Source organism: Pseudomonas sp. lyk4-TYG-107, from assembly GCF_030209055.1.
In the GTDB taxonomy this organism is placed as follows: Bacteria; Pseudomonadota; Gammaproteobacteria; order Pseudomonadales; family Pseudomonadaceae; genus Aquipseudomonas; species Aquipseudomonas putida_A.
The window spans coordinates 271,932-296,741 of record NZ_JARVST010000004.1; the positions used below are offsets into that span (position 1 = coordinate 271,932).

The window sequence follows — 24,810 nt, forward strand, 5'->3', positions numbered from 1 at the left end:
CTGGCAATGGTGTTGTTCTGGCGGGCCTCTTCGCGAGCAAGCCCGCTCCCACATTGGATCTGTGGTGCACACAACTCCCCTGTGGGAGCGGGCTTGCTCGCGAAGAACGATAACGCGGTGTTACTGAAACTACGCTCCGCTCAAGCCCTTGAGCAACAAATCCACATTCCCCTCCAGCTCCGCCACCGGGTCCGCTGCATCGGTACTCAACACCAGCAGATGACTCCCCGACTCGGCAATCGCCGCTTTCACAGCCTCCGACGGCTGACGATGATGCAGCACCAGCGCCACGTCGTTGTCCTTCAGCGTCGCCGTGAGCTTCTTCAGATCTTCGGCTGTCCACTCGGCATCTGCTCGCGCGTCCTGGCCGATCAGCTCCAGATTCAGGCTGCCAATCAGGTAACCGAAGTGATCGCTGAGGCTCATCACGCTCAGGTTTTCAGCCTCGGCCAGGCGCGCTTCGCTGTCGGCACTGAGCTTGAGCAGGCGCTGTTTCAGCGCCGCCAGATTGGCCTCGATCTTCGGTTTGGCCGACGGCGCCAGACGCACCAGGTCTGCCGCGATCACATCAGCCATCCGTCCCATGTTGTTGCTCGCCAGCCATGGCTGACTGTTCAAGCCATCGACCTTCAGCCCCGGTTGCACGGCGATCCCCGGCAGGGCGCCATCCACCGGGCGCGCCGCGTCGACTTCGACAATGCGAATGTTGCTGCGCCGCGCGATCGGGTACAGCGGATCATCGGCCCACAGCGAGCGCACGCCGATCACCGCGTCGGCATTGCTCGCCAGTTTGCCCAGCGCCGGAGCGCCGCGACCGGTGAAGTATGCGGTCTGACGGCTGCCCGGCAGATTCGCCGGGGCCGCGCGTTCCAGGCTGACGTCGGTGCCTTTGAGCAGCACTTCGCCGAGGCCGTAGGTGATGGGCAACGAGGCCAGTACGCGCAGCGATTGAGGGTTTTCAGCCGCCAGCAACGGGCTGCCGACCACGCCGCACAGGGCCATGGCCAGGGTCAGTTTTCGCAGTGAGAAGATCATTTATCCAAGGTTCCCTTTCAGACTCGGGACAACCCCGCGCGCAATGGCGGCGAGGGCGAAGGCGATGCCGGCGACCAGGATGATCGCGGCGCCGGACGGGATTGGCAGATCGAAGACGATCGGCGCGAGAATCCCGCACAGCGTGCTGACGGTAGCAATCAGCACCGAGCACCAGAAGAAGCCCTTGAGCGACTGGCTGAGCAAACGCGCGGCCGCCGCCGGAATCACCAGCAACGCGCCGACCAGAATCGCGCCGATGACCTTCACCGCCGCGACGGTGATCAGCGTCACCAGAATCACGAACAGGTAATCCAGAGTCTTCACCGCGACGCCGCGCACCGCCGCCAGTTGCGGGTTGAAACTGGCGAGCATGATCCGGTTGTACAAAGGCAGTGCCAGGGCCATGACCAGCGAACCGACGATGGCCAGCACCAGCAGGTCGTTGCCATTGACGGTGAGCACCGAACCGAACAGCACGTTCTCCAGAATGTGCACGTTGATCTTGCCCGCCAGAATCAACAGCAGGCTCGCGCCAAGCGCCAGCGACACCGACAGGAACACACCGATCAGGGTGTCGGGCGCCAGGCCGGTGCGGTTGCGCAGGTAGTTGAGCAGGATGCCGAACAACAGGCAGTAACCGAACAGGCTGCCGTACGGCCCGGTGTAGGGTTCGCCGAGCAGAATGCCGATGGCCACGCCGGTCAGCGCCGCGTGCCCGACCGCTTCGGAGAAAAACGCAAAGCGCTTGACCACCACCAGCGTGCCGAGGCCACCGAGCACCGGACCGATCAACAGGCCGGCGAGCAATGCGTTGACCACAAAGCCGTAGGCCAGCGCTTCCGGCAGGTACCCGGACGACGCCCAGCCCTGAACCATCAAACGAAAGGCTTCGTAACTCATCAGACCGCGCTCCGTGGATGGGTGGAAAACAGACTCAGCAGACGTTCCGGGGTCAGTGCCTGTTGCGGCGTGGCGTCGAATAGCACGCGGCGGTTGAGACCGGTGACCCGGTCGGCCAGACGCTTGACCGCTTCCAGATCGTGCTCGATCCACAGCACGGTGATGCCAGCGGCGCGCCAGTCGCCGAGCAGGCGTTCGAACACCTGGATCCCGGCTTCGTCGAGGGCCGACATCGGCTCATCCAGCACCAGCAATTGCGGAGCCGGGATCAAGCCTTGAGCGAGCAACACGCGCTGCCGTTCGCCACCGGACAACGCGCCCATGCGCCGCTTCCGCTTGTCCTGCATGCCGACCCGTTCCAGCGCCTCGCCGATGGCCTTGGCGTAATGCTTGCTCAGGCCGAGAAACGCCGGGCGGCGCTGGCACATGGCGGCCATGAAATCGTCGACGGTCATCGGCAGGCCGCGATCAAACTCCAGCGCCTGCGGCACGTAGCCGATGGTGCCGGGTTGGCCGGGCCAGTGCAGGCTCAGTTGACCCTGATGCGGCATTTGCCCGAGCAGGGTCTTGATCAGCGAACTCTTGCCACCGCCGTTGGGGCCGACCAGGGCGTGGACGTGACCGGGCTGAACCTGGAAGGTCACGTTGTCGAGGATCGTGGTGCGCCCGAGGGTCAGAGAGACTCCCGCAAAATCCAGAGTCGGCCCACTTACCCCTTGTGGGAGCGGGCTTGCTCGCGAATGCGGTGGTTCATTCAATAATGATGCTGACTGACCGGACGCCTTCGCGAGCAGGCTCGCTCCCACAGGGGATGGCGGGGTGTCAGAGAGGGTTTCTTTTGCTGTCATGCCCCGGACTCCTGAATCGCCCGCACCACGGTGTCGAGGTTGCCGGTCATTTCCTTCTCATATTTGTCGGCGCTGTATTCGCCATAGGAAATGTGCGACAGCGGGTACAGCTTCACCCCGGACTCACGCTGGATGGTTTCGACGTAGGTCGAGGGAAAATCCATCTCCGAGAAGATCACCTTCACGTCGAGTTCGCGCAGTTGGTCGATGGTCTTTTTCAACTGGCTCGGGCTCGGTTCGATGCCGTGGGCCGGTTCGACCACGGCCGTCACTTCCAGGCCGAATTCGCGCAGCAGATAGTCGTAGGCCGCATGCACCGTGGCCACGCGCAGTTCGGCGTTCGGTGCCTGAGTCAGTTTGGCCAGCGCATCGGCGCGCATCTGCCGCAGGCGTTTGCCGTAGGCGCGGGCGTTCTGGGTGTAGGTCCTGGCGTTGTCCGGGTCGAGTTTGCCCAGCTCGCGGGCGATGTTGTTGACCTGGGCAATCGAGGCGCTGATCGACAGGAAGGTGTGCGGGTTGACCACTTTGCCGGCGCCGCGCGCAGCGGTACCGGTGGCCGCCAGCAGCGGCACGTTTTCGTTGGCTTCGATGGTCTTGATGTTCGGCGTTTCGCTGGCGGCGATCATGCGGTCGGCGAAGTCGTCATGACCGACCCCGTTGAGCACGATCACATCCAGACCGCTGATGCGTTTGATGTCTTCAGCGCGTGGCTCGTAGGCGTGCGGGTTGAAGCCGGCGGGAATCAGCGGCACCACCTCGGCCTTGTCGCCGACGATATTCGCCACATAGCTGTAATACGGGTGCAGGGTGATGCCGATGCGCAGGCGTTTGCCCGGTTCGGCGCTGGCCAGCGGGCTCAGCAGGCACGCGCACAGGCCTAACAGCAGGGTGCGCAGGAGGGGACGGCGAGTCAGGGAAATAAGCATGGGCAAGCGGTCTTCTCTCGGGTGAAGGCGAAGGTTCAGTGGCGATGCTCGCGGGTCACGCCGGCATCGAACTGCGCGACGATCTGTTTCCAGCCTGCGGCGGACAGCGCGGCGTCAGTCAGTTCGGTGGGCGTCTGCAGCTCGGCGGCGCGGTTGAGCCAGATGTCCGGCGCGGCAGTGGCGTCGGCGCTCAGTAGCATCACGAATGAACCGGCGACGGCGGGCGCCTGGCTGTGGCCGAAATAGGCCGTGTCCGCCAGCAATTGCCAGGCATGCCCGCCACGGCTGACCGAACTGGCGTCCTGGGCGAACGGGGCGAAGCCTTCTTCAGCCAGAGTCTGTGGCGTCGGCAGGCTTTGCTGTTCCTCACGCAGCAGGCGAATTTCATCGAGGGTCACCCGCAGATCGGCATAGATGCCTTGCTCGGCAGCGCTGAGATCGCGCCGCGCATCGAACTGATGGCTGGCGACCGGTTCCGGTTCATGGGACACCCCGCGCCATGCCACCACTGATCCGGCGACGGCAAGGATCAGCAAACACAACAGCAGAACATTGAGGGTTTCATGCCCGGCACCGGCCGGGCGGACGACTTGGGTGGTGGGCGTGCTCATGGGGCCTCGATGTCGGCTTGGTCGATTTCCACGACGTGGCCGGGGCCGGCGTCGAACAGCACATAAAACTCGGCCGCCGGTTTCTTGAACGTCACGGTCGAATCGGCGCCGAGCTTGCCCGGCAGCAGAATGGTTTCGTCGTAACCGATCACATCGAGGGTCACCCCCGGCGCGCCGCTGCCGTCGGAGAAGCCGCCGGTGCATTTGATCTGCTCGGCATCGACGGCTTTGCATTCGCACATCGGGTTATGGGCCAGGGCGCCGGCGCTGAAACCTGCGCACAGCATCAGCAACGCGGCGCGCAACTGCAGGCGGGAAGGGCGTTGAACGCGGTTCATGGTTTGGCTCCTTGTTGGTTCAGCCAGGCGAGGGTGGCGGGGGAGGCCTGGCTCAGGGGAATCGAGGCCTGATGCATGCTGCCGTCCCAGCCTTCCATCGTGATCCACAGTTCGGCATCGGCTTTGGTTTTTTCCGCCACCGGCAATTGCGCGCCCATGCGATACGGCGTGCCAAAGAAAATCACCCCGGCGGCGCGCAGGCTGCGCGGTTTGCCGATGCGCAGGTACGTCGCCTTGACCTGTTCGACACAGGCATCGCAGAGGGCGGCATTGAAGTCCTTCATGTAACCGGCGGGGCCGCTCAGGCGCGGTGCTTCGTTACGCAGTTCGGCCAGGCGCAGGCTCCACGGGCCGACCTGGATTTCGCCGACCTCATGCTCACCGAGGCCGACGTCACCGCGAAACAGCGCGGCATCGGCGAAATACTTGGGCATGAAGCCCAACGGAATCAGCAGCAACAGGGCGTTCAGATGAAAACGCCATTTGTGCCAGAAGCGGCGCAGGGCGGACGGTTGGGCAGTGCGATTGGACGGGCTCACAGGCTGACCTCCGCCGGTTCACGGCTGACGCGGGGGCTGCGGGCCTTTTTATTTTCGCGCTTGAGGGCGTTGGCGGTGGCCAGCGCGGTGCGCTTGGTCCAGATCAATAGGCCGCTGAGGACCATCATGCTCAGCAGCAGACCGAAGAAGAACCAGATCAGTTTGATCCACAGACCGCCGAAATCACCGGTGTGCAGTGGGCGCATCGACTCGGTGACAAACTCCAGCGAGGAGCGGTCAGTCAGCAGTCGCGTGGCGGCCATGTCACCGTTGTACGGGTTGAGCGTGGCGGTCTGGAACATCAGTGGGTACCAGCCGCGCCCGCCAAGGCTCAAGTGGCTGTAGGCATTGCCCGGCAGGCTGACGAAGCTGACCTCCAGCCCGGGGATGTGCTGTTCGGCGATCTGTACCGCGCGATCGAGGCTGATCCGTGGGGGAGGACTGGCGTCGCTCGACATCGGTACGCTTTCCCGAGACATGGCGGGAATGATCGGTTCGCTGCTGATGGACACCTGGTTGTCGGCCAGAATGGCCTGGATCAAAAACCAGGTGCCGGTGATCGAGATCACCGCGATGAACCAGATCGACCAGATGCCGCTCAGTCGATGGAAGTCGCCCCAGAAGATCCGCGCACCGTGACGAAAACGCAGGGTGGGTTTGAAGAAACCTTTCCAGAAACGCTTGTACACCACCAGCCCGGTGACCAGCGAAGCGAGCATCGGCAGGCCGAGGAACGACACCAGGTACCAGCCCCAGCTGAAACCATTGGTGAACGGCACCAGCCACCAGCCGTGCAGGGCGCGGGTGAACGCCTTGAAGTTGAAGTCCGGCGCCGGGCCTTGAATCACCCCGGTGTACGGGTTGACGTAGACCGTCTGCGAGCGGCCGTCGGGGTAGCTGACCTCGACGTCGAGGGCGAAGTGCGATTCGTCGGGACGGCTGATGCTTTCCACCAGCGTCTGCGGTTCGGCCTGTTTGATCGCGGCCAGCACTTGATCGTAGCTGAGCAGCGGCGCGTCATCCGATGGCTGGCTGGCGCGCATCTGCGGGTTGGCCAGCCAGACGATTTCCTGGCTGACCACCGCCAGCGTGCCGGTAACACAGACGATCAGGACAAAAAACCAGATCGGCAGCGCGAGCCAGCTATGCACCAGGAACCACAGTTTGGAGCGGGATTTCTTCGACATGATTGCGCGTCTTGATTTCGATGAAAGGGCACGCGGCTACGGGCTTCGCAGCGCGGGTGTCCGCAAAAGGCGCGGTCGTGGCTGTTGCCTGTGCGAGCGGCCTGCATCTATATAGGACGGATGAGCCGGACAAATCCCGAAAGACGATATGAAAGCAAATGTTTCGCAATTCCCCCTGTCACCACCAACTCCCTGTGGGAGCGGTGAGCAGCCGATCAAACACGATTCATGAACGCCGCTCTCACTGCCTGCCAATTGATGCCATCAAAGCGCTCCCTATGATGGAAAGCACCGCATTCCCTTGAGCGAGCGCCCTGATGAGCCCCAGAACTCTCTACGACAAACACATCGATTCGCACACCGTGTGCCGCCTCGACGATCAGGGCCATGTGCTGCTGTATATCGATCGCCAGGTGATCAACGAATACACCAGCCCGCAGGCGTTCAGCGGTCTGCGCGCCGCCGGGCGCAAGGTCTGGCGGCCGGGTACGGCGTTGGCGGTGGTCGATCACGTCAACCCGACCACCCCCAAACGGGTGGCGGCGATGCCTGATGCCGGCGGTGCGCGGCAGGTGTCGTATCTGGCGGAGAACTGCCGGGACTTCGGCATCGAACTGCTGGACATTCTCGATAAACGTCAGGGCATCGAGCATGTGATCGCCCCGGAGCAGGGCTTCATTCTGCCGGGCATGGTCATCGCTGCCGGTGACAGCCACACCACCACGTACGGTGCGCTGGGGGCGTTCGGATTTGGCATTGGCACCTCGGAAATCGAGCACTTGCTGGCCTCGCAGACGCTGGTCTACAAACGCCTGAAAAGCCTGCGCGTGACGGTGGATGGCGAACTGGCGCCGGGGCTGACGTCGAAGGATGTGATCATGGCGCTGATCGGCCGCATCGGTGCGTCGGGCGCCACTGGCTATGCGATTGAGTTCTGCGGATCGACCATCGATGCGCTGAGCGTCGAAGCGCGGATGACCATTTGCAACATGGCGGTAGAAGCCGGTGCACGCGGCGCCTTCATGGCACCGGACGAAAAAGTCTTTGCTTATCTCAACGGCAAACCCCGCGCACCGCAAGGCGAACTGTTAGCGCGCGGCGTGGAAAGATGGCGTGAACTGCGCAGCGATCCCGGCGCGGTGTTTGACCGCGAAATCCACCTCGATGCCAGTCTGCTGGAGCCGATGGTCACCTGGGGCACCAGCCCCGATCAGGCCGCGCCGATCGGTGCGCAGGTGCCGGACCCGCAACGCATCGACGATCCGATCCTGCGTCAGGACATGCGCCGCGCCCTCCAATACATGGGCCTGGAGCCGGGGATGGCGCTGCGCGATATCGTCATCAGCCACGCTTTTATCGGCTCCTGCACCAACGCGCGGATCGAAGATTTACGTGACGCCGCCAGCGTCGTGCGCGGGCGGCGGGTGGCAGGGCATGTGCGGGCGATGATCGTGCCCGGCTCCAGTGAGGTCCGCGCTCAGGCTGAAGCCGAAGGGCTGGCGCAGATCTTCATCGACGCCGGTTTCGAATGGCGTCAGTCCGGCTGCTCGATGTGCCTGGCGATGAACGATGACGTGCTCGCGCCCGGCGACCGTTGCGCCTCCAGCACCAACCGCAATTTCGAAGGCCGCCAGGGCGCCGGGGCGCGCACCCACCTGATGAGCCCGGCGATGGTCGCCGCCGCCGCGATCAGCGGCCACCTCACCGACATCCGCCACTTTGGAGAACGCCCATGAGCCTGCAACCCTTCACGCAAGTCAGCGGCCGGGCCGCGCCGCTGCTCGCGGCCAACGTCGATACCGACGTGATCATGCCCAAGCAGTTTCTCAAGGGTATCGATCGTCAGGGACTGGATCGTGGACTGTTTTTCGATCTGCGCTTTCTTGCCGACGGTACGCCCAACCCGGAATTCGTGTTGAACCAACCGGCCTGGCAGGGCGCGAACTTTCTGGTGGTCGGGCCGAATTTCGGTTGCGGTTCCAGCCGCGAACACGCGGTGTGGGGGTTGCAGCAAATGGGCATTCGCGCGCTGATCGGCAGCCGTTTTGCCGGGATCTTCTACGACAACTGCCAGCGCAACGGGGTGTTGCTGATTACCCTGGACGAGGCACAGGTGCAGCGCATTGGCCGGTTGGTGAGTCAGCCTGAAACGGCACTGATCCATGTGGATCTTGAGGCGCAGCAGATACGTCTGGCGGACGGTGAAGTCATCGATTTCCAGATTGACGGCTTGCGCAAGACCGCACTGTTGCTGGGGCTGGATGCGATAGGCAGTACCTTGCAGCGGCGTGAGCAGATCGAGGCGTTCGAGCGCGAACATCTGGCCGCCAACCCATGGCTGACCTGACACCCCTTTGACCCTGTGGGAGCTGGCTTGCCAGCGATGAGGCCAGCACATCCAACATTTATATTGGCTGAGCTGACGCCTTCGCTGGCAAGCCAGCTCCCACAGAGTTTTGTGGTGTCTGGGCTAGAGAGAAAGATCCTTGAAATGCCCCTGCAAAAACTCCACACACGCCCGTAGCTTGCCGGAATTGGCCAGCCGCGTCGGGTACACCGCCCAGACATTGGCGCTCTGGCTGTAAGCGGCCAGCACCGGCAGCAGTCGGCCCTGTTCCAGCAACGGTTTCACATCCCACAATGAACGCAGCAGCACGCCGCGTCCGTCGAGCGCCCATTGCAGGACGATCTCGCCGTTGTTGGAAGACAGCGGCCCACTGACCCGCACGCTTTCCTGCGTGCCGTCGCGATCCAGATGCCAGACGCCGAAAGCGTTGTCGCGCTCCTTGATCACCAGGCAGTCATGTTGTTGCAGATCGTCCAGAGTCTGCGGTGTGCCGCGGCGCTCAAGGTATGCGGGCGCAGCGCACAGCACCCGGCGGTTACTCACCAGTTGCCGGCCGATGTGCTGACCGGGCAGGTCGTCGCCGACGCGGATTTCCAGATCGAAGCCTTCGTTGACGATGTCCACCGCGCGGTCGAACAGGTCCAGGCGAATCTGCAACTGCGGGTGAAGCTCGGCCAGCCGCGAAACCGCAGGCGCCACATGGTTGCGGCCGAAACCGAAGCTGCTGCAGATGTGCAAACGCCCGCGTGGGCTGTCGTGGGCGTCGGCGAGATCGTCATGCAGTTGTTGAAAATCATCGAGGATGCGCAAGGCCCAGCGCTGCACCCGCTCGCCGTCCTCGGTCAGCGACACGCGGCGACTGGTGCGGTGCAGCAGGCGAGTGCCGAGGGTCGATTCGAGAATCTGGATGCGTTTGCTGACGTAGGCCGGGGACAGGCCCAGTTCATCCGCAGCGGCGGCAAAACCGTTCTTGCGGATAACGGTCAGCAGCACGCGCAGGTCTTCGGGCAGGGGCACGGGGTTTTGGTTCTGGGACATGTGGGAACGAGCATTGGCGGCACAAGCCGCCAGCATAGCATCGGCGGTACAGGGCTCGATTCAGCGCAGGAAATCCAGCGCTTCGGCGAGCAACAGTTCGGGCACTTCTTCGGCCAGATAATGCCCGGCAGGCAGCGCCTTGCCACTGACGTCGGTTGCCACGTGCTGCCATTCCTTGAGCGGGTCGTAGCAGCGCCCGACCGTGCCTTGCGCGCCCCACAGCACCCGCAGCGGCAGGTCAAGATGATGGCCGGCAGCGATGTCGGCCCGATCATGTTCCAGATCGATGCTGGCACTGGCGCGGTAATCCTCGCAAATGCCCCGGGCGCTGCCGGGACGTTGCAGGCAACGCAGGTATTCGCTGAACGCTGGCTCGGTGAACGGCGTAAGTCCGGCGCTGCGGCTGCCCATCACGCTGCGCAGATAGGCTGCGGGATCGGCCTCGATCAGGGTTTCTGGCAACGGCGCCGGGCGGATCAGGAAGAACCAGTGCCAATAGGCGCGGGCAAAGGCTTCGTTGGTCTGCGTGTACATCGCCAGGGTCGGGGCGATGTCCAGCAGCATCATCCGTTGCACCGCAACGCGGTGGTCGAGGGCCAGGCGATGGCCGACCCGGGCGCCACGGTCGTGGGCCAGAATCGAAAATTGTTCGAAGCCCAGCGCCTGCATCAACTCGAGGTTGTCCCTGGCCATTTCGCGTTTCGAGTAATTACGATGTTGTTCATCGGCAGCCGGTCGGGCGCTGTCGCCGTAGCCGCGCAGGTCGGCGGCGACCACGGTGAAATGCTCCGCCAACTGCTCGGCAATCTTGTGCCAGATCACGTGGGTCTGCGGGTGTCCGTGCAACAGCAACAACCCTGGGCCGCTGCCGCCGAGGCGATAGGCGATGTCGACACCGTTGACGTGGCGCTGGTCTTTGACGAATCCGGCAAACATCGGGCTGATCCTTGTTCAGGTGCGGGTGGGATGCATCCTGAAAGTGTTCGGCATTCGGGGCAAGGGTTGAAGCGTGGTGTGGTGGTTCATGAAGTGTGATGTGTGTCGTCAGGGCTGGCCCCTTCGCGGGCAAGCCCGCTCCCACAGTGTTTTTCTGTGTGACACCCATCGTATAAACACCGGAGATCCCTGTGGGAGCGGGCTTGCCCGCGAAGAGGCCAGCCCAAACCCTGAAAATCTCAACCCTGCTGAAACATCTCCATCGCCCGCTGCTTGATCTGCTCCTCGGTCAGATCCTCCTTGCGCGTCGCCAGAAACCACAGGTGACCATAGGGATCCTTCAGCGTCCCGCTGCGATCACCATAAAATTGATCCTTGACCTCCGACACCGCACTCGCCCCGGCATCCAGCGCCCGCTGAAAGGACTTGTCGACATCGGTGACATACAGATGCAAACCGACCGACACGGCATTGTCCGGACCACTCAATGGCCCTTGATCGCACGGCGTGCCGAGCATGATCGCGCTGTCGCCAATACGCAGTTCGGCGTGGCCGACGCGCCCGTCGGGCATGTCCAGGCGCATGACCTGGGTCGCGCCAAAGGCTTTCTTGTAGAACTCGATGGCTTCGGCAGCCTTGAGGATGCCGAGGTACGGGGTAATGCTGTGATACCCCTCGGGAATGGGTTTGACGCTCATGACGTTCTCCCTGTTTTTGTTTTGCGAGGTATGGCTCCACCGGATTTGTGGAAGATTCACTATAGAACTGTCTGCGCGGCCAGCATTTTTCCCCGACGAGCAGTCAGTCCAGAAAGTGCGCCCCCGGCCCCTGATCACCGAGCACATCGCCCTGATTGCGCAACGGGCAGGCCTCCATCGACAGACACCCGCAACCGATGCAACCGGTGAGCCGGTCACGCAACAAGGTCAGCTGATTGATCCGCTCGTCCAGTTCGCGGCGCCATTGTTCGGACAGGACTTTCCAGTCTGCTGCTGTCGGAGCGCGGTCGTCGGGGAGTCTCTTCAGCGCCTCGCCAATCTCCGCCAGCGGAATGCCCAGACGCTGCGCGACCTTGATCAACGCCACCCGGCGCAAGACTGCCCGTGGATAACGGCGCTGATTGCCGGCATTGCGCTGGCTGCTGATCAGCCCTTTCGATTCATAAAAGTGCAGGGCAGTGACCGCGACTCCGCTGCGCGCGGCGACTTCGCCCACGGTGAGCTGTTTGTGCAGATTTTCCGGGGTGATCATTTTGCAAAAGGACTCTTGACCTTGACTTAACTAGAGGTTTTACCCTGCAAGCCTTCGAGTCGCAAGACTCGGCTTAATGATGAGTGGGGACTTCTCATGCAAACCTCGACGAAAAATCGCAGTTTTACCCAATTGATCGAATTCGAGATCGAGCCGCGCCAGCAACCGGCATTGGTCTGTGCGCTGGCGCAGCAGAGCGAACATCTGGCACAGCGCTACGCTGGCTTTGTCAGCGCCAGCGTCCAGGTCAGCGACGACGGTCGGCGGGTGCTGAGCTTACTGCAATGGCAGAGCCGCGAGGCCGGGGAGGCGGCGTTCTGTCGCTTTGAAAGCGGCGAGCAGGATTTCTGGCAGCTGATCCGCGCCCATCAGGCGAAGACCGTGACCTTCAATTCATTTCAGGTGTTGAGCAGCATCGCCCGCAGTCATGACGATGCGCTGCACTGCAATCTGGTCGGCTAGATCGACAACTGGATCAGGCGTTCACCGTGCAGGTTCTCCGTGAGTCGCCGTTTGTTCACCGCCAGTTCGCCGATCTTGATCAGCCGCGTGCGGGTGACATTGCGGCTCAGACCGAGCAGCGCGGCGGTGTGCACCTGGTTGTAATGGCAGAAGCGATAGGCGGCGCGCAGCAGGGCGTCTTCGACCTTTTCGTGGAGGGCGCCGGCCTGTTGTTCGAAGAGCTTCTGGAAGGCTCGCTCCAGCAGCGCTTCCGGTGAATCGTCGGCGCTCGACTGCTGATCGTCCGGGCGCTCGATGCGCAGGTTCGACAGGCGCAGATCGTCGCGCTCGATCACGCCGTTGCGGCAGATCAACAGGGTGTGATGGATGACGTTTTCCAGTTCGCGGATGTTCCCCGGCCAACTGTAGCTGCGCAGTTTCTGTTCGGCACCGGAGCTGATGCTGACCCGTCCGTAACCCAGGCGCTGGCTGTAGGCCTCGATGAAATGTCGGGTCAGCGGCAGAATATCGCCGGGTCGTTCGCGCAGCGGACTGAGTTCCAGATTGACCACGTTCAACCGGTAGAACAGGTCTTCGCGGAAGTTGCCGGCATTGATCGCTTTCTCCAGTTGCACGTTGGTCGCGGCCAGCACGCGCACATCGATCGGAATGCTCTTGCGCGAGCCGAGGCGCACCACTTCGCGCTCCTGCAACACCCGCAGCAACTTGACCTGAATCGCCATCGGCAAATCGCCGATTTCGTCGAGGAACAAGGTGCCGCCATCCGCCTCTTCGAACCAGCCGGCCTTGGCGCTGAGCGCGCCGGTGAAAGCGCCTTTTTCATGGCCGAACAGCTCGGCCTCCACCAGCGATTCGGAAAACGCGCCGCAGTTGACCGCGACAAACGGCCGATGCCGGCGATTGCTCAGGTTGTGGATGTGCCGCGCCACCAGCTCCTTGCCGGTGCCGGTCTCGCCGATGATCAGTACGCTGGCTTCGCTCGGCGCGACCTGCTGCAGATGCGCCAGCAGGGCCTGGGACTTGGGGTCTTCGAAGACCTGTGCGGTGGCACGGATCGACGTCGCCAGAGCGGGTGAGGGCGGAAGGGTCAGCAGTTGCATGGGGCTCGCTCCATTAAAAGCAGGATCAGGAATAGAAAGTTGGCACCGGCAGCGCCTGATTCAGCGCCCAGTCGCCCAACTCGTGAAGTTTGTAGTCGAGCGGGTCGTGCAGGGTCTGCGTGCGCAGGTTGCGCCAGTGCCGATCGAGACGCAGCGAAGCGTGGGTCGAGCGCGCGCCAGTGACTTCGAACAAACGGCTGCAAATATCCAGCCCCTGACGACTGGCGGCGACCTTGGCGGTGGCAATCGCCGTGGCCAGATGTCCACGCTCTTCTGCCGTCAGGTTCGGGCCTTGAGCCCAGGCCTCGTCAAGCAGCGCGGCGGCCCGTTCGACCAGCAGACGGATGCCTTCCAGCGCGACCCAGAACTCGCCGTAATGCGCGAGCACGTACGGGTCTTCACGCACATTGCGGGCGGCGGATTTGTGCCAGAGCCGGGTTTCGCTCAGCGTGTACTGCCGCGCTTCCTCAAACGCACCTTCGGCGATGCCGAGGAACATGTGAGTGAAGGTCAGTTGCGCGATCAGCGGACGCAGGCAAGCGAACGGTGTGCTCAACGGCCCGGGATCGAGCAGTAGCTCGGATTCTTCGACCCGCACCCGTTCGAACGTGGCGCTGCCGCTGTCGGTCTGGCGCTGGCCGATGTTGTTCCAGTCGTCGTGCAGGGTGATGCCGCTGCGACCGCTGGGGATCGCCGCGATCAGCAACTTGCCGCCGGCACTTTCGTCGACGGCCGAAGCGATCAGCATCTGCGAATCGCTGGCGCCGGAGCAGAAGCTTTTCTTCCCGGAAAACTCGCGCCAACCGCCGAAGTCCTTGACCACGGTGCGGGTGTCGAGCGGGTTGAGGGCGTTGCCCCAGAACCAGTTCTGCCGCGCGGTCTGTTCGAACCACGGCTGCCATTGTTCGGGCCGCGAGAACAGGCGCACGGTGGCGAGCATCAGGTGATGAAAACCGAAAACGTGGGCGATGGAACTGTCGACCTTGGCGAACTCGCGCACGATCTGCAGGGTTTCGCTCCATGTCGCGCCGAGGCCGCCGTAGCGGGTGGGAATGCTCAGGGCCAGCAGGCCGCTGTCGCGCAGGGCATCGCGCTCGGCCTTCGGCGTACCGCCGCGCTCGTCACGCTCGACGGCGGTGACGGCGAATTCGGCGGCCAGTTGGCGCGCGGTCTGCAGCGGGGAGAGCAGGGTGCTTTGTGGTTTGGCGGTCACGCGGTGTTCCTCATCAAATCGACGCGATTCTCTGTAGGAGTGAGCCTGCTCGCGATGTGGTCAGCACAGTCGACATCACCGTCGCAGACACACCGCTTTCGCGAGCAGGCTCACTCCTACAGGGGGCGTTTTAGGCCTTGGCTTGGGTGGGCAACACATCGTTGGCAATCATTTCGCCAAACGGCCCGGTGAGGTTGGTGACGCCGCGTCCAGCCAGGCTTGCATACGGCTCGGGCAGCAACGGGAACACCAGTTCGGCAAAGCGGTAGGCCTCTTCCAGATGCGGATAACCGGAAAAGATGAAGCTCTCGATGCCGAGGTCGGCGTACTCCTTGATCCGCGCGGCCACTTGCTGCGGATCGCCCACCAGCGCGGTACCGGCGCCGCCGCGTACCAGACCGACGCCGGCCCACAGGTTGGGGGAGATTTCCAGGTTGTCGCGACGCCCGTCGTGCAACGCCGCCATGCGCCGCTGGCCTTCAGAGTCGAAGCGCGAGAAGGATTTCTGCGCCGCCTCGATGGTCTCATCGCTGATGTGCTCGATCAGTTTGTCCGCAGCCTTCCACGCTTCTTCGGCGGTCTCGCGAACGATGACGTGCAAGCGAATACCGAACTTCACCTTGCGTCCATGGCGAGCGGCACGTTCACGTACATCGGCGAGTTTTTCGGCAACGGCGGCGGGCGGTTCGCCCCAGGTCAGGTACACGTCGACTTGCTCGGCAGCGAGGTCATGCGCCGCGTCGGACGAGCCGCCGAAATACAGCGGCGGATACGGTTTCTGCACTGGCGGATAAAGGGCTTTGGCGTTCTGTACTTTCAGGTGTTTGCCTTCGAAATCCACCGATTCACCTTGCAACACCCGGCGCCAGATCTTGAGGAATTCGTCGGTGACTTCGTAGCGTTCGCTGTGGCTGAGGAAGCTGCCGTCGCCACGGTTTTCGTCAGGGTCGCCGCCGGTCACCACGTTGATCAGCAGACGGCCGTTGGACAGTCGATCAAGCGTCGCCGCCATGCGCGCCGAAACGGTGGGCGAAATGATCCCCGGGCGGATCGCTACCAGATAACGCAGGCGTTCGGTCAACGGCACCAGCGCCGAGGCGATCACCCACGAGTCTTCGCAGGAGCGCCCGGTGGGAATCAGCACGCCGTGATAGCCGAGGCTGTCGGCGGCTTGCGCCACTTGTTTCAGATAATTCAGGGTGACCGGGCGCGCGCCTTGGGTGGTGCCCAGGTAATGGCCGTCGCCGTGGGTCGGCAGGAACCAGAAAACATCCATGCACAGCTCCTTAAGCGATTTTCAGCAACGGTTTGATTTGTGTGCCGAACAGCGGCGCGGCGCGTTCGGCGGCCAGACGGATCCGCGCTTTCAGCGGTTCGCTGGTGATCTGGTAGTCGGCGAAATCGGCTTCGGTAGCGTAGACCCCGATCGGCAGGGTCACCGCCTGGAAGAAACTGAACAGCGGCCGCAACTGATGATCGAGCACCAGCGCATGGCGCTCGCTGCCGCCGGTGGCGGCAAGCAGCACCGGGGTGTCGATCAGCGCGTTGAGGTCGATCAGGTCGAACAGATGCTTGAGCAGGCCCGGGTAGGAACCGCGATACACCGGCGCGGCGACGATCAGCAGATCGGCCTGTTCGATGGCTTGCAGTTCGGCCTCGACCTCGGCGCTCAGCTCGTGACGCGACAGGGCACCACCCAGTGGACGGGCGATGTCACCGAGTTCGATCAGATGACTCTCGACCGGCAAGTACCCGGCCAGTTCGGCCACCAGCGCTTGGGTCAGCACCAGGGTGCGCGATGGACGCCAGGTGCCGCCGGAGAGGGCGACGACTTTCAGGGGACGCGACATGATCAGTTCCTTTTTATCAACAGTTGCTCAGCGAGCAGTGAGTAAGTGCCAAGGCTTGAGCAAGCGCTGTACCAATTCCTGAGAGGCCCGGTTTACTTGGGCCTTAGCGCTATGGCGTGAGTCGGTTGTGCAGATATCAGGCGGGTTTGCTGATCTGCTGTTGCCTGGGCAACAGTTGCTGGAGCAACAGTTGTTCGCCGTGTGCAGGGATTTATAGCGGCTGCTGGTTATTCCGTAAAAGAACGTTAATCGATATTTATAGATCGTTAAGAGATATGAGGGCGTTGAAGCTGAAATCCTGATAGCCACTATTGAGAGCGTTGATTTTTGCCCGGAGAGGCGCGGGCGTAGCCTTTGTCCATCGACTACCACCGCTCGCCAGGACGCTCCCCATGAATCGTTTACTGACTGTTTCGCTGCTGCTCGCTGTCTCCGTACTCGCCGGTTGCGCGACCCACGTTTCCCCCGAACAACGGCCGTACACCGCCGAAGAAACCCGCGAATTGGCAATGGAAGCGCTGAACCGCAGCGGCTTGTCTTTCGACGAATATCACGCGAAGAAAGCTGCACTGCTGGGCGAATCGCAATTCGACAAGAAAGCTGAAATGAGCGCCGGGCGAGCCATACAGCTGCACGGTCGTCCAAGCTAATCGCAAACTGTACTGCTTGAATTTTCGCGTAACTGTCCGTGGGTTTGCGCGCTGCCGTGCGATAGGGTCAACACCTGAATGACCCTGACGGATTGCCCCATGACCCTCTCGCTTGATCTGCTGTTGGGCTTTGCCCTGTTTGCCCTTGTCACCTCGATTACACCGGGGCCGAACAACACCATGTTGCTGGCGTCGGGCGTGAACTTCGGCTTCAACCGCACCATTCCTCACATGCTCGGCATCACCTGCGGCTTCTTCGTATTGGTGGTCGCCGTGGGTTTCGGCCTGGGCGCGGTATTCCAGACTTACCCGATTCTCTACACCGTGCTGCGCTATCTCGGCGCTGCATATCTGTTGTACCTGGCGTGGAAAATCGCCCATTCGGGGCCGGTGGGTGAGGGCGTGGAAGGCGAGGCCAAACCGATCAGCTATCTGGGTGCCGCCGCGTTTCAGTGGGTCAATCCCAAGGCCTGGATCATGGCCATCGGCGCGATCAGTACTTACACGCCGATGCAGGGTTACTTCACCAACGTGGTGGTGATCGCTGCGGTGTTCGCCATCATCAACCTGCCCAGCGTCGGCGTCTGGGCAGCGTGCGGCACGCTGCTGCGTAACGTGCTCAAGGACCCGCGCTGGTTGCGCGTGTTCAACTGGGGCATGGCGGCGCTGTTGGTGATTTCGCTGTACCCGTTACTTCTCGAAAGCTTTCACTGACGCATTGCTTCAACCGCCGGCCCGATGCCTGTTAAGCTCGGCTTCAGGAGCGTTCCTACGCACTTTTAAATGAAGTTGTTCTTCTTTAACGGCATCCGATCAGGTATTGATGACGGTCTCGAACCCAGGCGCAGCTCACAAGGCTGCGCTGTGCCGTTTGCAGACACGAGCCTCCTGATCCCGGAACACGCTCTGCGAGTCTTTTATGAATAAACGTCCGTTGTATTTCGATTACGCCGCCACCACCCCGGTGGACGAGCGGGTCATCCAGGTGATGATCGATTGTCTGGGGTTTCACGGTAACTTCGGCAACCCGGCGTCCAGCTCCCATGCTTTCGGCCAGCAGGCCCGGCAAACGGTCGAGCAAGCCCGTCGACAAGTCGCCGAACTGGTCGGCGCCGAGGCCGCGCAGATCGTCTGGACCTCCGGCGCCACCGAATCCAACAACCTTGCCCTCAAGGGCGTGGCCCAGGCACGCGGCGTTGCCGGTGGCCACATCATTACCAGCCAGATCGAACACAAAGCCATTCTCGATACCGCCCGGCAATTGCAGGATGCCGGCGTCGCGGTGACCTATCTGGTACCGGACGCCGAAGGCCTGATCACCCCGCAGGCGGTCAGCGAAGCCATGCGCGACGACACCTTTCTGGTGTCGCTGATGCTGGTCAACAACGAACTCGGCACCCTTAATGACATCCCGGCCATCGGTGAAGTCGTGCGTGGCCGTGGCGCGTTGTTCCATGTCGATGCCGCGCAGGGCGCCGGCAAAGTGGCGATTGATCTGCAGCAGTGGCCAGTGGACTTGATGTCGTTTTCGGCGCACAAGCTCTACGGCCCCAAGGGCATCGGCGCGTTGTATGTCGGCCCGCGCGCGCAGCAGCGTTTGCAGGCGCAGATTCATGGCGGCGGTCATGAAGGCGGGCTGCGCTCCGGGACCCTGGCGACGCATCAGATCGCCGGCATGGGCGCGGCATTCGCCTTGGCGGCTGCCGAATTCGATGCCGAGAAAAAGTCCATCGTGGCGCTGCGTGAACGGCTGCTCGAACAGTTGCTGAGTCTGCCAGGCGTACGTCTCAACGGCAGCGCCAGCCAGCGTATCGCGCACACGTTGAGCCTGACCTTCAGCGAAGGTGAATTCAACAGTGCGGCCTTGAGCCAGTCGATCGCCTTTTCCGCGACCTCGGCCTGTAACTCGGCGAGCAACACGCCTTCTCACGTGCTGCTGGCGCTGGGGCACGACGCCCGGCTGGCCGGGCGCACCATTCGTCTGAGCCTCGGCCGTTTCACCACCGCCGATGATGTCGATCAGGCGGCAGCACTGATCAAAGGCGCCTGCGCCAGTGCCCCGGCATTCTGGGCGACAGGGCTTTAACCAGCCGGTTTTCACGGCTACGAACAATAACGATGAAGTGATTGGCAGGAGACATGATGAGTACCCAGACTTTGACCGAAGGAACGGTTCCCCTGCGCCTGGCGCACACCCGTGAACTGATGCGCCGTGAAGGCATTCATGCGTTGCTGGTGCCATCGGCCGACCCGCATCTGTCGGAATACCTGCCGGGCTACTGGCAAGGGCGGCAATGGCTGTCGGGCTTTCATGGTTCGGTCGGCACTTTGATCGTGACTGCTGATTTCGCCGGGGTCTGGGCCGACAGTCGTTACTGGGAGCAGGCGACCAAGGAACTCAAGGGCAGCGGCATCGAGCTGGTCAAGCTGCAACCGGGTCAGCCGAGCCCGCTGGACTGGCTGGCCGAGCAGACCCCGGAAGGTGGCGTAGTCGCGGTCGACGGTGCGGTGATGGCCGTGGCTTCAGCGCGCACCCTGAGCAGCAAGCTCGAAGCCCGCGGCGCGCGTCTGCGCACTGACATCGACCTGTTGAATGAAGTCTGGGCGGATCGCCCGAGCCTGCCGAACGCGCCGATCTACCAACATCTGCCACCGCAAGCGACGGTCAGCCGTGGCGAGAAGCTCGCCAAACTGCGTGAGACCCTGCAGGAACGTGGCGCTGATTGGCATTTCATCACCACCCTCGATGACATCGCCTGGCTGTTCAACCTGCGTGGCGGCGACGTGTCGTTCAACCCGGTGTTTGTTTCTTTTGCGTTGATCAATCAACAGCAGGCCATGCTGTTTGTGGCCTTGAGCAAAGTCGATGCCGAGCTGCGTGCAGTGCTGGAACAGGACGGCGTGACTCTGCGCGATTACCGCGAGGTCGCCGACGCCTTGCGCGCCGTACCGGGTGGTGCGAGTCTGCTGGTGGATCCGGCGCGGGTGACCAGCGGTCTGCTGGATAACCTCGACAGCGCGGTGAAACTGGTTGAAGGCCTGAACCCGACCACTCTCGCCAAATCGCAGAAGAGCGAGGCCGATGCACAGCACATTCGCAAGGCCATGGAACAGGATGGCGCGGCGTTGTGCGAATTCTTCGCCTGGCTGGAATCGGCCTGGGGCCGTGAACGCATCACCGAACTGACCATCGACGAAAAACTCACCGCTGCCCGTGAGCGCCGTCCGGATTACGTGTCGCTGAGCTTCAACACGATTGCCGCGTTTAACGCCAATGGCGCGATGCCGCACTATCACGCCACCGAAGAAGAACACGCGGTGATCGAGGGTGACGGCTTGCTGCTGATCGACTCGGGCGGCCAGTACCTGGGTGGCACCACCGACATCACTCGAATGGTGCCGGTCGGTACGCCGACGGCTGAGCAGAAGCGTGACTGCACGCGTGTGCTCAAAGGAGTGATTGCCCTGTCGCGGGCGCATTTCCCGAAAGGCATTCTGTCGCCGTTGCTCGATGCCATCGCGCGTGCGCCGATTTGGGCTGAAAGCGTGGATTACGGTCACGGCACCGGTCATGGGGTCGGCTATTTCCTCAACGTGCATGAAGGCCCGCAGGTGATCGCCTATCAGGCAGCACCAGCACCGCAAACGGCGATGCAACCTGGGATGATCACCTCGATCGAACCGGGCACCTATCGTCCAGGTCGTTGGGGCGTGCGCATCGAGAACCTGGCGATGAACCGCGAGGCGGGGAGCAGCGAGTTCGGTGATTTCCTCAAGTTTGAAACCTTGACCCTCTGCCCGATCGACACGCGCTGTCTGGAGCCATCCTTGCTGACGCAGGAAGAGAAGCAGTGGTTCAACGCTTACCATACTGAAGTGCGTGAGCGTCTGAGTCCGTTGCTCGATGGGGCCGCGCTGGAGTGGCTGAACACGCGCACAGCGGCGATTTGAATGGCTGAAACCCGGGCGCTGTTGGCAGCGTCCGGGTTCTGAGGTTTTTCTAAGCCTGACGCAGGGCCTCTTCGACGAAGTCGAGGCGGTCCTGGCCGAAGAACAACTGATTGCCGATAAACATGCTCGGCGCGCCAAATACACCGCGTTTAATGGCTGTCTCGGTGTTGTCCTTGAGGGCTGCTTTGACCGTCTCGTCGTTGGTCAGGGTCAGGACTTCATTGGGATCGAAGCCGTGTTCGCTCAATACCGCCGCAACGGTGTCCGGCTCATCGAGCGGGCGTCCCTCCACCCACAATGCCTTGAACAGACAATCGATAAACGCGTGAAAGCGTTCCGGCTGGCGCAGTTGGATGCCGGTGATCGCGCGCATCAGCATCAGCGTGTTGATCGGGAAGTGCGGATTGAATTTCAGCGGCACACCGTAACGTTTTGCGTAGCGATCCAGATCCTGAAACATGTAACGGCCCTTCGCCGGAATCATTGCCGGCGATGCGTTGCCAGTCGCCTTGAACACGCCGCCCAGCAGCATCGGGATATAGATCAGCTCGCTTTGGGTTGCGGCACATATTTTCGGTAATTGGGTGTAAGCCAGGTAGGTGGCAGGGCTGCCGAGGTCGAAATAGAACTCCACGGTTTTCGTCATCTTCGCTGCTCTCTGATTATTGTTATGGAGGAGGCGGGGCTTACCAGCGTTCGTTCCACGGGCGCAGATCCAGCTCGAAGGTCCAGGCATCCCGTGGCTGACTGTGCAGATACCAATAGTTTTCGGCGATGTGCTCGGGATTGAGAATACCGTCCTGATCCTTGGTCGCGTACTTCTCGGGGAAACTTTTGCGGATGAAGTCGGTATCGATGGCGCCATCGACCACCACGTGCGCGACGTGGATGTTCATCGGCCCCAACTCGCGCGCCATGCTTTGCGCCAGTGCACGGATGCCGTGTTTGGCGCCGGCAAACGCGGCAAATCCCGAAGCACCGCGCAGCCCGGCGGTGGCGCCAGTGAACAGGATGGTGCCGCGGTTGCGGGTGACCATGCGCTTGGCCACTTCGCGGGCATTGAGGAAACCGGAGAAACAGGCCATTTCCCAGATCTTGAAATACTTGCGCGCAGTTTCTTCGAGAATGCTGCAAGGCACGTTGGCGCCGATGTTGAAGACAAACGCCTCGATCGGGCCGAGGTGGGTTTCAATCTCTTCAATCAACGCAATCACGTCTTCTTCCTTGCGCGCATCGCAGGCAAAACCGTGTGCTTCGCCACCCTCGGCCTGAATCGCCTCGACCAGCGGCTGCAATTTGTCGGCGCTGCGCCGGGTGACGCAAGCGATAAAACCTTCTCTGGCAAAGCGCTTGGCAATCGCTCCGCCAGTGGCATCGCCCGCACCCACCACCAACACGACCTTCTTGTTATTCATGGGTAGATCCCTTTAGTAAACGATCGTTAAGTGAACGAACGTTATGCTAGGATCCGGACAACGTCAAGGCGGTCGATCAAGAGGGCAAGCACATGCGGTATTCCGCCGGTCATAAGCTGGAAACCCGAGAAAAGCTGCTGAACAGCAGCGCGCTGTCAGCCAAGCGTTCGGGCTTTTCCACAGTCGGTGTCGATGGTTTGATGAAGGCTATCGGCCTCAGTGGCGCAGCGTTTTATAGCCACTTTTCGTCGAAAAACGAGCTGTTCACGGCGATCGTCGAGCGTGAACTGTGTCAGAGCCTGGAGCGACTGGGAGGGCAGGGGGCGCAGGATCGTGAGCGGCTGGAACGCTGTCTGAAACAGTACCTGAGCATGGCTCACGTGGAGCAGCCTGAATCGGGCTGCGCCTTGCCGACACTGGGTGCGGAAATTGCCCGTTCAGATGATCAGGTTCGCGAGCAGGCAGAGTTGTGGATTTGTCGGTTGCACGCCAGTTGGGCGCAGATTCTGGAAAGCGACAGCCTGGCGTGGGCGATTCTGTCGCAATGCGTCGGAGCGTTGGTAGTGGCGCGGATGCTGGTGACGCCGGAGATTCAACGGACGGTTTTGAAATCCAGTCATGAGGAAATCGGGCGTCAGCTGGCTGCTCGACAAGGCGAGCAGCCAGCATGATTCATTTGCAGATGACGATCATGCTGCGGCTGGTATAACCGGCCGGATTAAGACCGAACGGGTAGTCGCCGGGTTCTTCCACGGCGTCCCCTGATTTGGCGATGACTTTGTAGCCCTTTGGGGCGCAGGCATTGGCGGCGCTGGTGTAGCACTTGTCCCAAGAGGACGACAGCCCGGAACAGTTGATGTGCAGCCCTTTTTTACCGTGCTTCACTTGGGTCTTGGCGGTGGCTGCGCACCCCGCTACTGCCAATACAGCGATCAGTATCAAAATTCGTTTCATTACCGTCCTTATGGTAGCCACGAGTCTGGCGCTCGGGTCTGCCTGTATTCGCCTGCGCTTTAAGCGGTTCGATATCCCTGTCCGAAAAAATCCATGCCTGGCACTGAGTTAAGGGGCCTAAACATGGCCTAAATGAACGCCAATTGCCAGACCTTCGTCAAATCCTGTTTCAATCTGCCGCTACAACGGGTTTGGCGCTACTGCCCATGGTCATGGTTGCCCCGACGGAAGCCAGAATAATGCACAGAATCGCCATCCATTGTGACAGCGTGAGGTACTCCTGCAGGAATAGCAGCCCGGACAACGCGCCAAAGGCCGGTTCGATGCTCATCAACGTCCCAAAGGTGCGGGCTGGTATGCGGGTGAGGGCGACCATCTCCAGCGTGTAGGGCAAAGCAGTCGAGAGGATGGCGACGCCGATGGCCACCGGGATCAGCGACGGGGTGAGCAATGCCGCGCCGGCATGCACGATGCCGATCGGGGCGACAAACAGTGCGGCAATCATCACGCCCAGCGCCGCGGTCGTCACGCCGTTGTCGGCGCCAGCCTTTTGGCCGAACAGGATGTACAGCGCCCAGCACACGCCGGCGCCCAAGGCATAACCGGCACCAACCAGATCAATTCCCGTGGATGTCGCTCCGGTGGGGATCAACAGCAGCAGGCCGACCGCTGCCAGGGCAATCCAGAGAAAGTCGATTGCGCGGCGCGAGGCATAAATGGCGACGGCCAGCGGGCCAGTGAATTCGAGTGCGACTGCGATCCCCAGTGGCACGGTGCGCAGTGACATATAGAAGAGGAAGTTCATTCCGCCCAGCGCCATTCCGTAAACGATCACCGTGCGCAAGGATTGAGCGGTCAGCCTGGCACGCCACGGACGCAGCAGTAACAGCATGATCACGCTGGCGAAGACCAGGCGCAGGGTGGTCGTCCCTTGGGCGCCAACCACCGGGAACATGCTCTTGGCCAGAGAGGCGCCGGACTGGATGGAAGCCATGGCGATTAATAACAGGCCAACCGGGAACAGCATTGAGGCCAGAGAGCGAGGTTGGTCAGTCATTGCGAGGCATCATCCGAAGGTGAGAGCAGGGTGTTGTTTTAAGTGTTGGGCAATATACTGCGCATTCGCTGACGTTGCATCTATATATAAGCAGGCTTTTTCGGTGCATTGATAGAAAACTGAAATTAACGGTTGACGGCAGATTCAGGAAGTCTATAATTCGCCCCACTTCCGGCGCAGTCGAAACGGAAAACTCCTTGAG

General features: G+C 61.8%; 28 protein-coding genes. 8 read left to right on the top strand and 20 right to left on the bottom strand.

Features of this window, described 5'->3' with window-relative positions:
- Positions 1-129: 129 nt before the first annotated feature.
- From QRN61_RS05225 to QRN61_RS05260, 8 genes are read right to left on the bottom strand one after another with little or no spacing between them, the layout of a single operon-like run.
- Positions 130-1,035, bottom strand: coding sequence for a metal ABC transporter substrate-binding protein (locus QRN61_RS05225; RefSeq protein WP_285373370.1), 906 nt, complete (start codon positions 1,033-1,035; stop codon positions 130-132).
- Positions 1,036-1,935: a metal ABC transporter permease gene (locus QRN61_RS05230; RefSeq protein ID WP_003226663.1), complete on the bottom strand. Its 900-nt coding sequence runs from the start codon at positions 1,933-1,935 to the stop codon at positions 1,036-1,038.
- Complete coding sequence (locus QRN61_RS05235; protein ID WP_285373371.1) at positions 1,935-2,783, bottom strand: metal ABC transporter ATP-binding protein; 849 nt, start codon at positions 2,781-2,783, stop codon at positions 1,935-1,937. The genes QRN61_RS05230 and QRN61_RS05235 overlap by 1 nt, the downstream gene beginning before the upstream one ends.
- Positions 2,780-3,709: a metal ABC transporter substrate-binding protein gene (locus tag QRN61_RS05240; protein WP_253150016.1), complete on the bottom strand. Its 930-nt coding sequence runs from the start codon at positions 3,707-3,709 to the stop codon at positions 2,780-2,782. Before QRN61_RS05240 ends, QRN61_RS05235 begins: the two co-directional genes overlap by 4 nt.
- Before the next feature lie 35 nt (positions 3,710-3,744).
- Positions 3,745-4,320, bottom strand: coding sequence for a DUF6162 family protein (locus QRN61_RS05245; protein ID WP_285373372.1), 576 nt, complete (start codon positions 4,318-4,320; stop codon positions 3,745-3,747).
- Positions 4,317-4,658 carry a hypothetical protein gene (locus QRN61_RS05250; protein ID WP_097088250.1) on the bottom strand — a complete coding sequence of 114 codons (342 nt, stop codon included), beginning with the start codon at positions 4,656-4,658 and terminating at the stop codon, positions 4,317-4,319. The genes QRN61_RS05245 and QRN61_RS05250 overlap by 4 nt, the downstream gene beginning before the upstream one ends.
- On the bottom strand, positions 4,655-5,197 hold the full coding sequence (locus QRN61_RS05255) for a PA2404 family protein (RefSeq protein WP_027613388.1): 543 nt from the start codon (positions 5,195-5,197) through the stop codon (positions 4,655-4,657). The genes QRN61_RS05250 and QRN61_RS05255 overlap by 4 nt, the downstream gene beginning before the upstream one ends.
- Positions 5,194-6,384 carry a PepSY-associated TM helix domain-containing protein gene (locus tag QRN61_RS05260; RefSeq protein WP_047599900.1) on the bottom strand — a complete coding sequence of 397 codons (1,191 nt, stop codon included), beginning with the start codon at positions 6,382-6,384 and terminating at the stop codon, positions 5,194-5,196. The genes QRN61_RS05255 and QRN61_RS05260 overlap by 4 nt, the downstream gene beginning before the upstream one ends.
- Before the next feature lie 317 nt (positions 6,385-6,701).
- Here QRN61_RS05260 and leuC point away from each other — a divergent pair, with 317 nt between their 5' ends.
- Together leuC and leuD are read left to right on the top strand one after the other, a co-directional pair.
- A complete protein-coding gene (leuC, locus tag QRN61_RS05265; RefSeq protein ID WP_097088244.1) occupies positions 6,702-8,120 on the top strand; it encodes a 3-isopropylmalate dehydratase large subunit in 1,419 nt (472 codons plus the stop codon).
- Complete coding sequence (leuD, locus tag QRN61_RS05270) at positions 8,117-8,731, top strand: 3-isopropylmalate dehydratase small subunit (protein ID WP_097088242.1); 615 nt, start codon at positions 8,117-8,119, stop codon at positions 8,729-8,731. Before leuC ends, leuD begins: the two co-directional genes overlap by 4 nt.
- A gap of 123 nt (positions 8,732-8,854) precedes the next feature.
- Here the strand turns inward: leuD and QRN61_RS05275 are convergent, their stop codons facing one another.
- The 4 genes from QRN61_RS05275 to soxR all read right to left on the bottom strand — a co-directional run bounded on the left by QRN61_RS05275 (position 8,855) and on the right by soxR (position 11,956).
- A complete protein-coding gene (locus QRN61_RS05275; protein ID WP_285373373.1) occupies positions 8,855-9,805 on the bottom strand; it encodes a LysR substrate-binding domain-containing protein in 951 nt (316 codons plus the stop codon).
- Positions 9,806-9,829: 24 nt separating this feature from the next.
- A complete protein-coding gene (locus QRN61_RS05280; RefSeq protein WP_285373374.1) occupies positions 9,830-10,705 on the bottom strand; it encodes an alpha/beta fold hydrolase in 876 nt (291 codons plus the stop codon).
- Between the two features lie 239 nt (positions 10,706-10,944).
- A complete protein-coding gene (locus QRN61_RS05285) occupies positions 10,945-11,403 on the bottom strand; it encodes a VOC family protein (protein WP_096794999.1) in 459 nt (152 codons plus the stop codon).
- Positions 11,404-11,506: 103 nt separating this feature from the next.
- Positions 11,507-11,956 (bottom strand): redox-sensitive transcriptional activator SoxR, encoded by a 450-nt coding sequence (soxR, locus tag QRN61_RS05290; protein WP_096795000.1) that lies wholly within the window; start codon positions 11,954-11,956, stop codon positions 11,507-11,509.
- Positions 11,957-12,052: 96 nt separating this feature from the next.
- Here soxR and QRN61_RS05295 point away from each other — a divergent pair, with 96 nt between their 5' ends.
- Positions 12,053-12,418: an antibiotic biosynthesis monooxygenase gene (locus tag QRN61_RS05295; protein ID WP_285373375.1), complete on the top strand. Its 366-nt coding sequence runs from the start codon at positions 12,053-12,055 to the stop codon at positions 12,416-12,418.
- Here the strand turns inward: QRN61_RS05295 and QRN61_RS05300 are convergent.
- The 4 genes from QRN61_RS05300 to msuE form a co-directional block, all read right to left on the bottom strand.
- A complete protein-coding gene (locus QRN61_RS05300) occupies positions 12,415-13,518 on the bottom strand; it encodes a sigma-54 interaction domain-containing protein (protein WP_285373376.1) in 1,104 nt (367 codons plus the stop codon). The genes QRN61_RS05295 and QRN61_RS05300 overlap by 4 nt on opposite strands.
- 25 nt (positions 13,519-13,543) lie before the next feature.
- A complete protein-coding gene (locus QRN61_RS05305; RefSeq protein ID WP_027613378.1) occupies positions 13,544-14,731 on the bottom strand; it encodes an acyl-CoA dehydrogenase family protein in 1,188 nt (395 codons plus the stop codon).
- A 130-nt stretch (positions 14,732-14,861) separates the two neighbouring features.
- On the bottom strand, positions 14,862-16,007 hold the full coding sequence (ssuD, locus tag QRN61_RS05310) for an FMNH2-dependent alkanesulfonate monooxygenase (RefSeq protein ID WP_285373377.1): 1,146 nt from the start codon (positions 16,005-16,007) through the stop codon (positions 14,862-14,864).
- 10 nt (positions 16,008-16,017) lie between these two features.
- Positions 16,018-16,581: an FMN reductase gene (gene msuE, locus QRN61_RS05315; protein ID WP_097088230.1), complete on the bottom strand. Its 564-nt coding sequence runs from the start codon at positions 16,579-16,581 to the stop codon at positions 16,018-16,020.
- A gap of 392 nt (positions 16,582-16,973) precedes the next feature.
- On the opposite strand from msuE, the gene QRN61_RS05320 reads away from it, so the two are divergent.
- The 4 genes from QRN61_RS05320 (at position 16,974) to QRN61_RS05335 (ending at position 21,182) form a co-directional block, all read left to right on the top strand.
- The gene (locus tag QRN61_RS05320) at positions 16,974-17,231 is read left to right on the top strand and encodes a hypothetical protein (RefSeq protein WP_041069780.1); all 258 of its coding nucleotides are present in this window, start codon (positions 16,974-16,976) and stop codon (positions 17,229-17,231) included.
- 99 nt (positions 17,232-17,330) lie between these two features.
- A complete protein-coding gene (locus tag QRN61_RS05325; protein ID WP_003226640.1) occupies positions 17,331-17,945 on the top strand; it encodes a LysE family translocator in 615 nt (204 codons plus the stop codon).
- 205 nt (positions 17,946-18,150) lie between these two features.
- Positions 18,151-19,317 carry an aminotransferase class V-fold PLP-dependent enzyme gene (locus tag QRN61_RS05330; RefSeq protein WP_134786972.1) on the top strand — a complete coding sequence of 389 codons (1,167 nt, stop codon included), beginning with the start codon at positions 18,151-18,153 and terminating at the stop codon, positions 19,315-19,317.
- Positions 19,318-19,373: 56 nt separating this feature from the next.
- Positions 19,374-21,182 (top strand): aminopeptidase P family protein, encoded by a 1,809-nt coding sequence (locus QRN61_RS05335; RefSeq protein WP_285373378.1) that lies wholly within the window; start codon positions 19,374-19,376, stop codon positions 21,180-21,182.
- Positions 21,183-21,231: 49 nt separating this feature from the next.
- On the opposite strand, the gene QRN61_RS05340 is transcribed toward QRN61_RS05335, so the two are convergent.
- Together QRN61_RS05340 and QRN61_RS05345 are read right to left on the bottom strand one after the other, a co-directional pair.
- The gene (locus tag QRN61_RS05340) at positions 21,232-21,828 is read right to left on the bottom strand and encodes a 2-hydroxychromene-2-carboxylate isomerase (protein WP_285373379.1); all 597 of its coding nucleotides are present in this window, start codon (positions 21,826-21,828) and stop codon (positions 21,232-21,234) included.
- 40 nt (positions 21,829-21,868) lie between these two features.
- Positions 21,869-22,597 carry an SDR family oxidoreductase gene (locus tag QRN61_RS05345; protein WP_285373380.1) on the bottom strand — a complete coding sequence of 243 codons (729 nt, stop codon included), beginning with the start codon at positions 22,595-22,597 and terminating at the stop codon, positions 21,869-21,871.
- A 92-nt stretch (positions 22,598-22,689) separates the two neighbouring features.
- Between QRN61_RS05345 and QRN61_RS05350 the strand changes: the two genes are divergently transcribed.
- Positions 22,690-23,268 carry a TetR/AcrR family transcriptional regulator gene (locus QRN61_RS05350; protein ID WP_027613371.1) on the top strand — a complete coding sequence of 193 codons (579 nt, stop codon included), beginning with the start codon at positions 22,690-22,692 and terminating at the stop codon, positions 23,266-23,268.
- Position 23,269: 1 nt separating this feature from the next.
- On the opposite strand, the gene QRN61_RS05355 is transcribed toward QRN61_RS05350, so the two are convergent.
- Both QRN61_RS05355 and rhtA read right to left on the bottom strand, forming a co-directional pair.
- Positions 23,270-23,551 (bottom strand): hypothetical protein, encoded by a 282-nt coding sequence (locus QRN61_RS05355; protein ID WP_096795010.1) that lies wholly within the window; start codon positions 23,549-23,551, stop codon positions 23,270-23,272.
- Positions 23,552-23,720: 169 nt separating this feature from the next.
- Positions 23,721-24,608, bottom strand: coding sequence for a threonine/homoserine exporter RhtA (rhtA, locus tag QRN61_RS05360; RefSeq protein WP_096795011.1), 888 nt, complete (start codon positions 24,606-24,608; stop codon positions 23,721-23,723).
- Positions 24,609-24,810 lie beyond the last annotated feature (202 nt).